The sequence below is a fragment of the Kitasatospora sp. NPDC089797 genome (genome assembly GCF_040684795.1).
GTDB lineage: Bacteria > Actinomycetota > Actinomycetes > Streptomycetales > Streptomycetaceae > Kitasatospora.
The window spans coordinates 78,380-92,906 of the sequence record NZ_JBFBGS010000026.1 but is presented as its reverse complement, the minus strand read 5'-3'; the positions used below and the strand labels follow the sequence as shown (position 1 = coordinate 92,906).

Annotated in this window: 12 protein-coding genes; 11 read left to right on the top strand and 1 reads right to left on the bottom strand. The window is 73.3% G+C overall.

The genetic code is table 11. The features are described 5' to 3' along the window. Nucleotides 1-53: 53 nt before the first annotated feature. The 6 genes from AB0O91_RS22105 (at nucleotide 54) to ftsH (ending at nucleotide 8,947) form a co-directional block, all read left to right on the top strand. On the top strand, nucleotides 54-1,508 hold the full coding sequence (locus AB0O91_RS22105; RefSeq protein ID WP_363435783.1) for an ammonium transporter: 1,455 nt from the start codon (nucleotides 54-56) through the stop codon (nucleotides 1,506-1,508). Next, the gene (locus AB0O91_RS22100) at nucleotides 1,505-1,843 is read left to right on the top strand and encodes a P-II family nitrogen regulator (RefSeq protein ID WP_363435781.1); all 339 of its coding nucleotides are present in this window, start codon (nucleotides 1,505-1,507) and stop codon (nucleotides 1,841-1,843) included. Before AB0O91_RS22105 ends, AB0O91_RS22100 begins: the two co-directional genes overlap by 4 nt. A gap of 181 nt (nucleotides 1,844-2,024) precedes the next feature. Next, nucleotides 2,025-4,460, top strand: a complete 2,436-nt coding sequence (locus AB0O91_RS22095; protein ID WP_363435779.1) for a [protein-PII] uridylyltransferase — start codon at nucleotides 2,025-2,027, stop codon at nucleotides 4,458-4,460. Nucleotides 4,461-4,671: 211 nt separating this feature from the next. Continuing rightward, the gene (gene ffh, locus AB0O91_RS22090; RefSeq protein WP_363435854.1) at nucleotides 4,672-6,231 is read left to right on the top strand and encodes a signal recognition particle protein; all 1,560 of its coding nucleotides are present in this window, start codon (nucleotides 4,672-4,674) and stop codon (nucleotides 6,229-6,231) included. 153 nt (nucleotides 6,232-6,384) lie between these two features. Next, complete coding sequence (locus AB0O91_RS22085) at nucleotides 6,385-6,909, top strand: GNAT family protein (protein WP_363435777.1); 525 nt, start codon at nucleotides 6,385-6,387, stop codon at nucleotides 6,907-6,909. Between the two features lie 112 nt (nucleotides 6,910-7,021). Beyond that, a complete protein-coding gene (gene ftsH, locus AB0O91_RS22080; protein ID WP_363435775.1) occupies nucleotides 7,022-8,947 on the top strand; it encodes an ATP-dependent zinc metalloprotease FtsH in 1,926 nt (641 codons plus the stop codon). 182 nt (nucleotides 8,948-9,129) lie between these two features. On the opposite strand, the gene AB0O91_RS22075 is transcribed toward ftsH, so the two are convergent. Beyond that, nucleotides 9,130-9,834 (bottom strand): SAM-dependent methyltransferase, encoded by a 705-nt coding sequence (locus AB0O91_RS22075; RefSeq protein WP_363435773.1) that lies wholly within the window; start codon nucleotides 9,832-9,834, stop codon nucleotides 9,130-9,132. Nucleotides 9,835-10,238: 404 nt separating this feature from the next. Between AB0O91_RS22075 and proS the strand changes: the two genes are divergently transcribed. From proS to rimM, 5 genes are all read left to right on the top strand, one after another. Next, a complete protein-coding gene (gene proS, locus AB0O91_RS22070) occupies nucleotides 10,239-11,651 on the top strand; it encodes a proline--tRNA ligase (protein ID WP_363435771.1) in 1,413 nt (470 codons plus the stop codon). Nucleotides 11,652-12,071: 420 nt separating this feature from the next. Next, nucleotides 12,072-12,650, top strand: coding sequence for a hypothetical protein (locus AB0O91_RS22065; protein ID WP_350741716.1), 579 nt, complete (start codon nucleotides 12,072-12,074; stop codon nucleotides 12,648-12,650). A 424-nt stretch (nucleotides 12,651-13,074) separates the two neighbouring features. Then, entirely contained in the window at nucleotides 13,075-13,503 is a 429-nt protein-coding gene (gene rpsP / locus AB0O91_RS22060; RefSeq protein WP_363435769.1) for a 30S ribosomal protein S16, read from the top strand. Nucleotides 13,504-13,505: 2 nt separating this feature from the next. Beyond that, nucleotides 13,506-13,745, top strand: coding sequence for an RNA-binding protein (locus AB0O91_RS22055; protein WP_030056773.1), 240 nt, complete (start codon nucleotides 13,506-13,508; stop codon nucleotides 13,743-13,745). A gap of 130 nt (nucleotides 13,746-13,875) precedes the next feature. Next, the gene (rimM, locus tag AB0O91_RS22050) at nucleotides 13,876-14,472 is read left to right on the top strand and encodes a ribosome maturation factor RimM (RefSeq protein WP_363435767.1); all 597 of its coding nucleotides are present in this window, start codon (nucleotides 13,876-13,878) and stop codon (nucleotides 14,470-14,472) included. The last annotated feature ends 55 nt before the right edge of the window (nucleotides 14,473-14,527 follow it).

Genomic DNA, 14,527 nt, shown 5'->3' with positions numbered 1-14,527 from the left:
GGCACGGGACAGGTGCCCGGGGGCGGAGCGGCTTTGACGCAGAGGAGACGCCGATGCCGGACGGCTTCAGCGCGGGCGACACCGCCTTCGTGCTCATCAGTGCGGCCCTGGTCATGGTGATGACCCCGGGCCTGGCCTTCTTCTACGGGGGGATGGTCAGGGCCAAGAGCACACTGAACATGCTGGCGATGAGCTTCCTCTCGCTCGGCATCGTCAGCGTGCTCTGGGTCCTCTACGGCTACTCGCTCAGCTTCGGGCCCGACGCCTTCGCCGGGCTGATCGGCAACCTGGACTTCCTCGGGATGCGCGGCATCGGGCTGAACGAGCTGACCGGGTCGATCCCGGTGACGGCGTTCGCGGTCTTCCAGCTGATGTTCGCGATCATCACCCCGGCGCTGATCAGCGGCGCCGTCGCGGACCGGGCCAGATTCCCCGCCTGGGGCCTGTTCATCGCGCTCTGGGTGACGGTGGTCTACTTCCCGGTCGCCCACTGGGTGTTCATGGTCGACAACGGCAACGGCGGCTGGCTGGGCGACCGGAACGGCGTGATCGACTTCGCCGGCGGGACGGCCGTGCACATCAACGCCGGTGTCGCCGGCCTCGCGCTCTGCCTGGTGCTGGGCAAGCGGGTCGGCTTCAAGAAGGACCCGATGCGCCCGCACAGCCTGCCGCTGGTGATGCTCGGCTCCGGGCTGCTCTGGTTCGGCTGGTTCGGCTTCAACGCGGGCTCGGCCCTGGCCGCCAACGGCGTGGCCGCGATGGCGATGGTCAACACCCAGGTCGCCACCGGCGCGGCGCTGGTCGGCTGGCTGGTCTACGAGAAGCTGAAGCACGGCGCGTTCACCACGCTGGGCGCCGCCTCGGGCGCGGTCGCCGGACTGGTCGCGATCACCCCGGCCTGCGGCTCGGTCAGCCCGCTCGGTGCGGTGGCGATCGGCCTGGTCGCGGGCGCGGTCTGCGCCGCCGCCGTCTCGCTCAAGTACCGCTGGGGCTTCGACGACTCGCTCGACGTGGTGGGCGTGCACGCGGTGGGCGGGGCGATCGGCTCGCTGCTGATCGGCCTGTTCGCCACCGGCGGGGTCGGCCAGACCGCCAAGGGCCTGTTCTACGGGGGCGGGTTCGGCCAGCTCGGCAAGCAGGCGATGGGCGTGGCGGTGGTCGCGGCGTACTCCTTCGTGCTGTCCTGGCTGCTGGCCAAGGCGGTCGACCGGCTGGTCGGCTTCCGGGTCGCGGAGGAGGTCGAGGTGGCCGGCATCGACCAGGCCGAACACGCCGAGTCCGCCTACGATTTCAGCGCGGTCGGCGCGGGGCTGGCCAGGGCGCTCCAGGGCGGCGGGCTCGCTGCCGCGGCCGGGTCCGGGGCCTCCCCGTCCGGGGCCTCCCCGTCCGGTGCCACCCCGTCCGGCTCCTCAGCGTCCGGTGGGAAGCCCGCCGCGAAGCCGGCGGGCAGGCCCGCCGGAAAGCCCGCCGACAAGTCCGCCGAGAAGACCGAGGTCGACGCCCGATGAAGCTCATCACCGCCGTGATCAAGCCGTACCGCCTGGACGAGGTGAAGGCCGCCCTGCAGGCCTTCGGGGTCCACGGCCTGACCGTCACCGAGGCCAGCGGCTACGGCCGCCAGCGCGGCCACACCGAGGTCTACCGGGGCGCCGAGTACACCGTCGACCTGGTCCCGAAGATCAGGATCGAGGTGCTGGTCGAGGACGAGGACGCCGACGAGCTGATCGACGTCCTGGTGAAGGCCGCCCGGACCGGGAAGATCGGCGACGGCAAGGTGTGGAGCGTCCCGGTCGACACCGCCGTCCGGGTCCGCACCGGCGAACGCGGCCCGGACGCCCTGTGAGGCGCTGACCGGTCCGGCGGGCCCGCCCCTCCCCGGGGCGCGGTCCGCCCGTCGGCGCATCCCCGCCCGGACGTACGGCGGTCCGCCCGTACGACGGCTCACCACCGGTACCTCGGCTCACCACCGGCACCACGGCTCGCCGCCACCACGGCTCACCCGCATCACGGACGGGAACCCGCGCATGACCACCGAGCACAGCCCCACCGACCCCTCGGACTACGCCGCGGCCCGCGCCGCGCTGCTGGACCGGCCCGGGCTGACCGGCCGCCCGCGCCGCGCCGAGCTCGCCCGGCTCACCGACGACTGGCTGGCCGGACTGCTGGCCGCCGCCGGCGCCCCGTTCTTCGGCGTCGCCCTGGTCGCCGTCGGCGGCTACGGCCGGGGCGAGCTCTCCCCGCGCAGCGACCTGGACGTCCTGCTGCTGCACGAGGGCCCGGTCGACCGCGAACTGCCCGAACGGATCTGGTACCCGGTGTGGGACGCGGGCGCCAAGCTCGACCACTCGGTGCGCACCCCCACCGAGGCCCGTGCGGTCGCCGCCGGCGACCTCAAGGCCCAGCTCGGCCTGCTGGACGCCCGCCACCTCGCCGGGGACGCGGCGCTCACCGCCGCGCTGCGCTCCGCGGTGCTCACCGACTGGCGCGCGAGCGCGCCCGCGCGCCTGCCCGAGCTGCGCGAACTGGGCCGGGAGCGGGCCGAGCGGCACGGCGAACTGTCCTTCCTGCTGGAGCCCGACCTGAAGGAGGCCCGCGGCGGCCTGCGCGACCTGGTCGCGCTCGACGCCGTCGCCGCCACCTGGCTCGCCGACGCACCCCGGGACGGCCTCGACGCGGCCGCGCTGCGGCTCGCCGACGTCCGCGACGCGCTGCACCTGGCCACCGGCCGGGCCACCGAGCGGCTCAGCCTCCAGGACCAGGACCAGGTCGCCGAGCGGCTCGGGGTGCTGGACGCGGACACCCTGCTGCGCCAGGTCTACGAGGCCGCCCGGACCATCGCGTACGCGAGCGACGTCACCTGGCGGGCGGTGGACCGGGTGCTCGCCGCCCGGTCCGGCCGGGGCCGTCGGGCGGTCCGGCGGGGCTTCCCGTTCGGCGGCGCCGGGCGCGGCACCGGCGCGGTCGCGCGGGGCACCGTGGACCGTCGTCCGCTCGCCGAGGGCGTGGTCGAGCAGGACGGCGAGGCGGTGCTCGCCCAGGCCGCCCGCCCGGCCGCCGATCCGGTGCTGCCGCTGCGGGCCGCGGCCGCCGCCGCCCAGAACGGACTGACCGTCTCCTACGCGACGGTGCGCCGACTGGCCGCCGAGTGCCGTCCGCTGCCGGTGCCCTGGCCGGACGAGGCGCGCGAGCAGCTGGTCACCCTGCTGGGGGCGGGGGAGGCGGCCGTCCCGGTCTGGGAGGCGATGGAGGCGGAGGGCCTGGTGACCCGGCTGCTGCCGGACTGGGAGCGGGTGCGCTGCCGTCCGCAGCGCAACGCCGTGCACCGCTGGACGGTGGACCGGCACCTGGTGGAGACGGCGGTCCGGGCCGCCGCGATGACCCGCCGGGTGGCCCGGCCGGACCTCCTGCTGGTGGCCGCGCTGCTGCACGACATCGGCAAGGGCTGGCCCGGCGACCACAGCGAGGCCGGTGAGGTGATCGCCCGCGACCTGGCCGCCCGGATGGGCTTCCCCACCGAGGACACCGAGACCCTGGCGGTGCTGGTCCGCCACCACCTGACCCTGGTGGACACCGCGACCCGGCGCGACCCGGACGACCCGGCCACCGTCGAGGCGGTCACCAAGGCGGTCGGCACCCTGTCGGAGCTGGAACTGCTGCACGCGCTCACCGAGGCCGACGCGCTGGCCACCGGCCCGGCGGCGTGGAGCGGCTGGCGGGCCTCGCTGGTGGACGGCCTGGTCGCGCGGGCCGCCGCCCAACTGGTCGGGGGAGCGGCCCCGCCCCCGGAGACGGCGCCCGGCGCGGAGCAGGAGCGGCTCGCCGTCGAGGCCGCCCGCACCGGCGCCCCCGCACTGTCGCTGCTGGCCCGGGCGGAGGGGACCGGCCCCGGCACCGAGCCGACCGGCGTCGAGCTGACCGTGGCCGTCCCGGACCGGCCCGGGCTGCTCGGGACGGTCGCCGGGGTGCTCGCGCTGCACCGGCTGACCGTCCGCTCGGCCGGCCTGCGCGAGCTGGACCCGATCGGCGCGGGCCCCGTGCTGCTGTTCTCCTGGCGGGTGGCCGCCGAGTTCGGCGAGCCGCCCGAGGCGGCCCGGCTGCGCGCCGACCTGCGGCGGGCGCTGGACGGATCGCTGGACGTCGCCCGCCGGCTGGCCGAGCGGGACGCGGCGGCCCCGCGCCGCCGGGGGATAGCGACACCGCCGCCGCTGGTCGCGGTGGCGCCGGTGGTCGCCTCGGCGACCGCGACCGTGCTGGAGGTCCGCGCGCACGACGCCCCCGGGCTGTTGCACCGGATCGGCCGGGCGCTGGACGCGGCGGGCGTGCGGGTGCGCACCGCGCACGTCTCCACGCTGGGCGCGGAGGCCGTCGACTCCTTCTACCTGACCGATCCGGCGGGCCGCCCGCTCACCGCCGAGCGGGCCGGGGAGGTCGCGGCGGCGGTCCGCTCGGCACTGGGCTGAGGGCGCCGCCCGGGGCCGGGGCGGGGCCGTTCCCGGGTCGGGCGCCGTGGTTCCCCGGGGCGGGGGCCGTGGTTTCCGGGCCGGTCCGGGGCTGGTCCGGGGCCGGTCCGGGAGTCCGCCGTACGGGGGTGGAGACCGTACCCGGGGTGGCCGGATACCCTGGGGGACGACGACCGTACCGATACCGATGCCGCAGAGGACCCGCGCCGACGTGTTCGACACCCTTTCCGATCGCCTCGCAGCGACGTTCAAGAACCTCCGGGGCAAGGGCCGCCTGAGCGAGGCGGACATCGACGCCACCGCCCGCGAGATCCGCATCGCGCTGCTGGAGGCGGACGTCGCGCTGCCGGTCGTCCGGGCCTTCATCAAGCAGGTCAAGGAGCGGGCGCTCGGCGTCGAGGTCTCCGGCGCGCTGAACCCGGCGCAGCAGATCATCAAGATCGTCAACGAGGAGCTCGTCGCGATCCTCGGCGGCGAGACCCGCCGGGTGCGGTTCGCCAAGAGCGGCCCGACGGTCATCATGCTCGCCGGTCTGCAGGGTGCCGGTAAGACCACCCTCGCGGGCAAGCTCGGCGCCTGGCTGAAGCAGCAGAAGCACACCCCGCTGCTCGTCGCCTGTGACCTCCAGCGCCCCAACGCGGTCAACCAGCTCCAGGTGGTCGCGGACCGCGCCGGCGTGGCCTTCTACGGCCCGCAGCCGGGCAACGGCGTCGGCGACCCGGTGCAGGTCGCCCAGGACTCGATCGAGTACGCCAAGCAGAAGCAGTACGACGTCGTCATCGTCGACACCGCCGGCCGCCTCGGCATCGACGCCGAGCTGATGCAGCAGGCCGCGGACATCCGCGCCGCGGTGAACCCGGACGAGGTCCTCTTCGTCGTCGACGCGATGATCGGCCAGGACGCGGTCACCACCGCGCAGGCCTTCCTCGAGGGCGTCGACTTCACCGGTGTCGTGCTCTCCAAGCTCGACGGCGACGCCCGCGGCGGTGCCGCCCTGTCGGTCGCGCACGTCACCGGCCGGCAGATCATGTTCGCCTCCAACGGCGAGAAGGTCGACGACTTCGACGCCTTCCACCCGGACCGGATGGCCTCGCGCATCCTCGGCATGGGTGACGTCCTCTCGCTGATCGAGAAGGCCGAGCAGACCTTCTCGCAGGCCGAGGCCGAGAAGATCGCCGCCAAGCTGCGCGGCGGCCCGAAGGCCTTCACGCTGGACGACTTCCTGTCCCAGCTGGAGCAGGTCCAGAAGATGGGCTCGATCTCCAAGCTGCTCGGCATGCTGCCCGGCATGGGCCAGATCCGCGAGCAGATCAACAACATCGACGACAAGGACGTCAACCGGGTCGGCGCGATCATCAAGTCGATGACCCCGACCGAGCGGGCCGAGCCGGAGCTGATCAACGGCTCCCGCCGGGCCCGCATCGCCAAGGGCGCGGGCGTCCAGGTCGGTGAGGTCAAGAACCTGGTCGAGCGGTTCTTCGACGCCCGCAAGATGATGTCCGCGATGGCCTCCGGCAAGGGCATGCCCGGCATGCCGGGGATCCCGGGCATGGGCGGCGGCGCAAAGAAGTCCGGCAAGAAGGCCCCGCAGGCCAAGGGCAAGCGCAAGAGCGGCAACCCGCTGAAGCGGGCGCAGGAGGAGGCCGCGGCCGCCGAGCGTCGCGCGCTCGGCCCGGGCGGCCAGCCGGCCGACGGCGGCGCGTTCGGCCTCGGTGCGGGCAAGGGCCCGGCCGACTTCGAACTGCCCAAGGAGTTCAAGGACATGCTGTAGGCCTCGGCCCGGCTGTTCCGTGCGGCCCGTCGTCCGGTGTGTTCCGGGCGGCGGGCCGTTCGCCTGTCCGCCCCGGGCCGCGGGGGGCGGGGGATCGCCGTGTCCGGGCGGCGTGCCGTGTCCGCGGGCGCCGCCGTGGCCGATGATGTCGGCATGCGAGTGATGATCAGGGCCCCGAGGGCCGAGGACGAGGTTGCGTACGCGGAGGCGGTCCGACGGTCCGCCCAGCACATCGGACGGTGGAACCCGGTCGAGCCGGACGGGCTGCCGGAGCTGCTGGGGCGGCAGGGGGCGGGCCTGCACACCTTCCTGATCCTCGACCGGGAGAGCGGCGGGCTGGTCGGCAAGGTGAACGTCGCCAACATCGTGATGGGCCGGTTCTGCAACGCCTCACTGGGCTACGACTCGTACCTGCCGTTCGCCGGCACCGGGCGGATGACCGAGGGCCTGCGGCTGGTCCTGGACCACTGCTTCGCCCCGCAGGCGGCGGACGGACTGGGCCTGCACCGGCTGGAGATCAACGTGCAGCCGGAGAACGAGCGCTCGATCGCGCTGGCCAAGCGACTGGGCTTCCGGCACGAAGGCTTCACCCCGCGGATGCTGTTCCTCCAGGGCGACTGGCGCGACCACGAGCGGTTCGCGCTGACCGCGGAGGAGTGGCCGGGCAGCGCGGCGTAACATCCGACGTCAGGTCATATCCGCTGGTCGGAGGCCTCGGCACGGCCGTACGGCGGCCCGGGCGCGGCGTTGCGGTTGGCCCGCCCGAGCAGCTGTCCGTATTGTCCGGTGGGTGACCGAACCCGTACCGCCGCGCCAGACCCCCGACCAGCCCTGGCGGTCCGAGGGCGCCCCGCCCCCGCCGCCGCCCCGCCGCCGGATGCCCGGCGGCTGGACGGGCCTCGTCCTCACCGCGCTCGTGGTGTTCCTGATCTCCGACCTGCTGCTGTCGTTCTTCGGCAACGAGGGCGCCACCACGATCTCCTACACCGAGTTCAACAACCAGCTGAACAAGGGCAACATCACCAAGATCTACTCCAAGGGCGACGCGATCGAGGGCACCCTCAAGAGCGCCCAGCCCAAACCCGACGGCGGCAAGGGCGACTACACGGAGTTCGACACCCAGCGCCCCTCCTTCGCGGGTGACAACCTGTGGACCACCCTGCAGCAGCAGGGCGTCGAGGTCACCGCGACCTCGCCGGTCCAGCAGCGCAGCTTCCTCACCAATCTGCTGCTGTCGCTCGCCCCGATGCTGCTGCTGATCTTCATCTGGGTGCTGCTCGCCCGCCGGATGGCCGGCGGCGGGCTGGGCGGCGGACCGCTCGGTCGCAAGGCCCCGCCCAAGCCGGTCACCGCCGACCAGGGCAAGCGCACCACCTTCGCGGACGTGGCCGGCATCGACGAGGTCGAGGCCGAACTCACCGAGGTCGTCGACTACTTGAAGCACCCCGAGCGGTACCGCAAGCTCGGCGCCAAGATGCCGCGCGGGGTGCTGCTCAGCGGCCCGCCCGGGACGGGCAAGACCCTGCTGGCCCGGGCCGTGGCCGGCGAGGCGGACGTGCCGTTCTTCTCCGCCTCCGCCTCCGAGTTCATCGAGATGATCGTCGGCGTCGGCGCCAGCCGGGTCCGCGAACTGTTCGCCGAGGCGCGCAAGGTCGCCCCCGCGATCATCTTCATCGACGAGATCGACACCATCGGCCGCCAGCGCGGCGCCGGCGGCGGCATGGGCGGGCACGACGAGCGCGAGCAGACGCTCAACCAGATCCTCACCGAGATGGACGGCTTCACCGGCTCCGAGGGCGTCATCGTGATCGCCGCGACCAACCGGGCCGACGTGCTCGACCCGGCGCTGCTGCGCCCCGGCCGCTTCGACCGCCGGATCACCGTCAGCCCGCCGGACCGGGAGGGGCGCGCCGCGATCCTGCGGATCCACACCCGGACCGTGCCGCTGGCCGGCGACGCCGACCTCACCCAGCTGGCCAAGGTCACCCCCGGGATGACCGGCGCCGAACTCGCCAACCTGGTCAACGAGGCCGCCCTGCTGGCCGTCAAGCGGCAGCAGGACGCGGTCAACGAGCGGGACCTCTCGGACGCCCTGGAGAAGGTCCAACTCGGCGCCGTGCGGCCGCTGGTGATGCCGCAGGAGGAGCGCGAGCGGACGGCCTACCACGAGAGCGGGCACGCCCTGCTGGGCATGCTCCAGCCGGGCGCGGACCCGGTCCGCAAGATCACCATCGTGCCGCGCGGACGCGCCCTCGGGGTCACCCTCTCCACCCCGGAGAACGACCGCTACTCGTACACCGAGCCCTACCTGCGCGGCCGGATCATCGGCGCGCTCGGCGGGATGGCGGCCGAGCAGGTGGTCTACGGGGTGATCACCACCGGCGCGGAGAGCGACCTGGAGCAGGTCACCAACATCGCCCGCGGGATGGCCGGGCGCTGGGGGATGAGCGAGCGGGTCGGACGGCTCACCGCGGTGCCCGCGGACGCCCAGGGCGCGTACGGGCTCTCGGCGGCGCCCACCACGCTGGACGCGGTGGACGAGGAGGCCCGGCGGATCGTCGCCGAGTGCTACGAGGACGCGGTGCGGATCCTGATCGAGCAGCGGCCCCGGCTGGACGCGCTGGCGGCGGCGCTGCTGGAGGCGGAGACGTTGGACGAGGAGGCGGCCTACCGGGCGGCGGGGGTGCCGCGGGCGACCTCCGAGGAGGAAGCGTGACCCGATAGGCCGGGGGCGCCCGCCGTGGTGGCGGGCGCCCCCGGTTTCGTGTGTGCGGTGCCGCTCCGTGCGGGCGGCGCCGCTTTGAGCAGGTGGCGCTGCTCCGTGCGGGTGGCGCTGCTCCGTGCGGGTGGCGCTGCTCCGTGCGGGTGGCGCTGCTTCGTGCGGGTGGCGCCGAGGGGCTACCGGGACCGTTCGGCGATCAGGTAGCGGAAGACGTTCGCCATCCGGACCGATCCGTCCGGGCGCAGGTACGGCTGCAGCGCCTCCTCCAGCTCCTTGGCCACCAGCGGGCCGCCGGAGAACTCCTCGGCCGCCTCGAACAACCCGGTGGAGAGCAGGCCGCGGACCGCGCTGTCCAGGTCCGGGTAGGCGAACGGGCAGCCCACCCGGCCGCCGCCGGCCGGACGCAGGCCGGTCCGGAGGAGCAGGTCCTCCAGCGCGCCGGGCGCGCTCAGTTCGAACGGGTCGCGCGCGGTGGTCCGTCCCGCCCTCCGGCGTGCCACGTCCAGCACCGGTGCGCTCTCGCAGCGCTCCGGCGGGCCCCAGGCGGCCAGCACCACGTGCCCGCCCGGCAGGGTCAGCCGGGCGGCCTCGGCGACCAGCGGTCCGGGCTCGGCAGCGCCGGGCAGCTGGTCGAAGACCGTCACCAGCGAATGGGCCGAGCGGGGGACGGCGGCGGTCGGCCGGGCCCCCGCGCACACCCGCAGCCGACGGCCCCGGGCCAGCTCGCGCAGCTCGTCCTGCGGCTCCTGGCCGGAGACCTGGGCACCCCGCCCGGCGGCGAGCAGCAGGGCGAGCCCCGAGCGGCAGCCGAGGCCCAGCACGCTGCTCGCCGGGCCGACCTCCAGGCGGTCGTACACCGCCTCGTAGAGCGGCACCAGCATGCGTTCCTGGATCTCCGCCCAGTCGCGCGCCCGCGCGGGCCCGGCGGCTCCGGGCTGCGGGTGGTGCGGTCGCGCGCCCGCCGGTCGTGCCCCCGCCGGTCGTGCGGTCGCTGGTCGTGCGGTCGTGCCGGTCGTCCGAGCTGAAGCCATCGCGGCCTCCCATCCGGTCCTTCGGTGTGCTGCTACGGCTCCCCCAAAGTCCCGCCCCACACCCAGCGAACAGCGGGTCGGGCCCGGCGTCCAGAGGGGTGCAGGGTGGTGCGCGCGTGTCGCGGTCGTGCGCCCCCTGCGGGCGGCGCGCGGCGGCTGCGGGAGCGGCGTTCCGCTGCCGCGGGCGGCATCGGCCTCCCGCAGGTGTGACGGCGATTCGAAGTGAGGGGGCCGATCCCCGTACCATTCCGCCCATGGCTAAGGCACCCGTTCTCACCCCTCAGGCGGAAGACTTCCCGCGCTGGTACCAGGACCTCATCAACAAGGCCGAGCTGGCCGACAACGGTCCGGTGCGCGGCACCATGGTCATCCGACCGTACGGCTACGGCCTGTGGGAGCGGATGCAGCAGGAGATGGACGCGCGGATCAAGAAGGCGGGCGCGCAGAACGCCTACTTCCCGATGTTCATCCCGCAGTCCTACCTGACCAAGGAAGCCGAGCACGTCGAGGGCTTCGCGCCCGAGCTCGCGGTGGTCACCCACGGCGGCGGCAAGCAGTTGGAGGAGCCGGTCGTCGTCCGGCCCACCTCCGAGACGATCATCAACGAGTACTTCTCCAAGTGGGTGCAGAGCCACCGCGACCTGCCCCTGCTGATCAACCAGTGGGCCAACGTGGTCCGTTGGGAGCTCCGCCCGCGCGTCTTCCTGCGCACCACCGAGTTCCTCTGGCAGGAGGGCCACACCGCCCACGCCACCTACGAGGACGCCCGGGCGTACGCGTCGATGATCCACACCCAGGTCTACGGCGACTTCATGACCAACGTGCTCGGCATCGACGTCGTGCTCGGCCGCAAGACCGCCAAGGAGCGCTTCGCCGGCGCCATCAACACCCTCACGCTCGAGGGCATGATGGGCGACGGCAAGGCGCTGCAGCTGGGTACCAGCCACGAGCTGGGCCAGAACTTCGCCAAGGCGTTCAACACCACCTACCAGCTGCAGGGCGCCGAGCGCGAGCACGTCTGGCAGACCTCCTGGGGCGTCTCCACCCGCATGGTCGGCGGCCTGATCATGTCCCACGGCGACGACAACGGCCTGCGGGTGCCCCCGCGCCTGGCCGCGGTCCAGGCCGTGGTGCTGGCCATCAAGGGCGACGACGCGGTCATCGCCAAGGTCCGTGAGATCGGCGCCCAGCTGGAGGCCGCCGGCGTCCGGGTCGTGGTCGACGACCGCACCGACACCCCGTTCGGCCGCCGTGCCGTCGACTGGGAGCTCAAGGGCGTCCCGCTGCGCATCGAGGTGGGCCCGCGCGACTTGGAGAACGGCACCGCGATGCTGGCCCGCCGCATCCCGGGCGGCAAGGAGCCGGTCTCCATCGACGGCCTGGCCGCCCTGCTGCCGGGCATCCTGGAGGAGGACCAGGCGCTGCTGCTGCGCCAGTCCCGCGAGCGCCGCGAGGCCCGCACCGTCGACGTCAAGACCCTGGACGAGGCCGTCGAGGCCGCCGCGACCGGCTGGGGCCGGATCTCCTGGGCCGACCTCGGCGCGGAGGGCGAGGCCAAGCTGGCCGAGCAGGGCGTCACGGTGCGCTGCATCGTCGCGGCCGACGGTTCGGTGCCGGACGCGGACGACCAGGACGGCAATATCGCGATCGTCGCTCGCGCGTACTGATGGTCGCTCGCGCGTACTGATGTCTGCGGTCGGCGGGTAATGACCGATACCGGCGACATTTGCCCGGAATGCGGGTGGGTAAGAATCCGGTAACTCTGCCGGGGGCGTCAAGGTCGTGGACATCCCTACTGGCCGGTCAGCTGCCGGTATTAACGGAATAGCGGTACGGTGTACGGCCCGTGGCCCTGTCAACTTCGGCGGGTCCACGGGCCGTACGTCCTGGGGGCGACAGCCCGCCCCTGGACGGAATTCACGAGGCCCGTCCGCGTTGCGGCGGGCCGAAACCGGCAGGGGGTTGGTCTTGCATCAGATCCGGAACGCGCAATTCGCGCGCAGTCGTGCATTCCTGGGAGTTCCCTGGGAATTCCCGGAGAACGGGAACATGCGGAACATCGGCTCGCCCTGCATCGTTGGTCTAGCGTGAGCACGACACAGCCCCTCGTCCTTGCGGCCGAACTGGCCGCCGCCTGGAGTGACATCCAGGCCTACCACCAGGACCTCCCCGACCTGGCCTCGCCCGAGGCACTGATCGGCGAGTCCTCCTCGGCCTGTGGCACGCGGCTCGGTTTCGAGCGGCTCCTCCACGAGGCTGCCCACGGTCTGGCCGCGGCCCGGGACATCCGGGACACCTCGCGGGCCGGCCGCTACCACAACCGGCGCTTCCTGATGCTGGCCTCCGAGCTGGGCCTGGCGCACCCGGTCGAACCGCATGCGAGCAGCGGCTTCTCCCAGGTGACCATGCTCAAGGAGACCCAGGAGCGCTACGCCGAGACCATCGAGCGACTGGACCGCGCCCTCGGCGCGCACCAGGAAGCGGTGGCCGGCGACGGCGCGAACCGCGCCTTCCGCGGTCCGGCCGCCCGGCACGGCTCCTCCGGGGGCGGCGTCCGGGTCAAGGCGGTCTGCGGCTGCGGGCGCAACGTCCGGGTCGTGCCGTCGGTGCTCGCCCAGGCGTCCATCGTCTGCGGCGCGTGCCAGCAGCCGTTCAAGATCGCGTAATCCGGGGCCGGGACCGGCCGACGACTGTGCGGGCAGTCGGTGCGGCCGGGGTGATCGGCGCCGGTGGCGGTACGGCAGTGCAGCAGTGCAGTGACAACGGTGAGTCCGTGGGCTGACCGGGAGCGGGGGCTCCCGGTCGAGCCCTGAGTCCTTCGTCCGTGAGCGGGTCCGCTGGTGAGCGGGCCCGTTTTTCTGTTGCGGGCGGGGCCGGTGCGCGGGTGTCCTGGGCCGTTCGGCGGGCACCGGCCGGGCCGGGCGGGTGAAGACCGTCCGCGCCGGTATGGCAGAATGGACAGCTGAGTACTCGGCAGCCGAGCAGGACCCCTCTCTCCTACGGCTGGCGTGTCCCTTGAACGGCCAGCCCCGCAACCCCACGCGGACGCGAGGCCGCTCACCCACGTCAACACCAGGAGAACCCACTCCCGTGGCAGTCAAGATCAAGCTCAAGCGTCTCGGCAAGATTCGCTCCCCGCACTACCGCATCGTCGTCGCCGACGCCCGCACCAAGCGTGACGGTCGCGCGATCGAGGAGATCGGCATCTACCAGCCGACCTACAACCCCTCGAAGATCGAGGTCGACGGCGAGCGCGCCCAGTACTGGCTGTCCGTCGGCGCCCAGCCGACCGAGCCGGTGCTCGCCATCCTCAAGCTGACCGGCGACTGGCAGAAGTTCAAGGGCCTGCCGGCTCCGGAGCCGCTGAAGGTCGCCGAGCCCAAGGTCGAGGACTTCTCGCACCTGTTCGCGAAGGCCGTCGCCGGCTTCGAGGACGCCACCACCGGTGTCGCCATCACCCCAAAGGCCAAGAAGTCGGACAAGGCCGAGGCTGAGGCCGACGCCGCCGCCGAGGCCTGATCGTGATCGAGGACGCCCTCGACCATTTGGTGAAGGGCATCGTCGAGCACCCCGACGAGGTGCAGGTGCGCTCGCGCAACCTGCGTCGGGGCAACACCATCGAGGTGCGAGTGCACCCCGATGACCTCGGCAAGGTGATCGGCCGGGGCGGCCGCACGGCGCGCGCACTGCGCACCGTGGTCGGCGCCCTGGGCGGTCGCAACGTCCGGGTCGACTTGGTCGACGTGGACAACATTCGCTGACGCAGCTGCTCGTTCAGCCGTCGGGCTTGAGGCCGACCGGGACGCATGTCGTCCCGGTCGGCCTTCTTCGTTTCCGCACCACCCTTCTCTGCTCCCTCGCTCACCCAGCAACTCCAGGAGAACGATCACCGTGCAGCTCGTCGTCGGCAAGATCGGCCGCGCCCACGGCATCAGGGGGGACGTCAGTGTCGAGGTCCGCACCGACGAGCCGGAGCTCCGGCTCGGCCCCGGTGCCGTCCTGCTCACCGACCCGGCCTCGGCCGGGCCCCTGACCATCGAATCCGGCCGGGTCCACAGCGGTCGGCTGCTGCTGCGCTTCGCCGGCGTCAAGGACCGCAACGCGGCCGAGGCGCTGCGGGGCACCCTGCTCATCGCCGAGGTCGACCCGGAGGAGCGCCCGGACGACCCGGAGGAGTACTACGACCACCAGCTGATCGGCCTCGACGTGGTGCTGCTCGACGGCACCCTCGTCGGCGAGCTGACCGAGGTCGTCCACCTGCCGTACCAGGACCTGCTCACGGTGGAGAAGCCCGACGGTACGGAGGTGCTGGTGCCCTTCGTCAGCCAGATCGTGCCGACCATCGACCTGGAGAACCAGCGGGCCGTGATCACCCCGCCGCCGGGGCTGATCGACCCCGACGAGGCCGAGGTCGCCCGCGGCGCGTCGGAGGAGCCGGACGCGGCGGACGCGGCGGACGGCCCGGAGGAGCGGGAGGAGTCGGAATGAGCGTCGAGCAGGCTCCTCAGGATCTCGTGCAGGTGGGCGCGGCCGGACCCTCGGT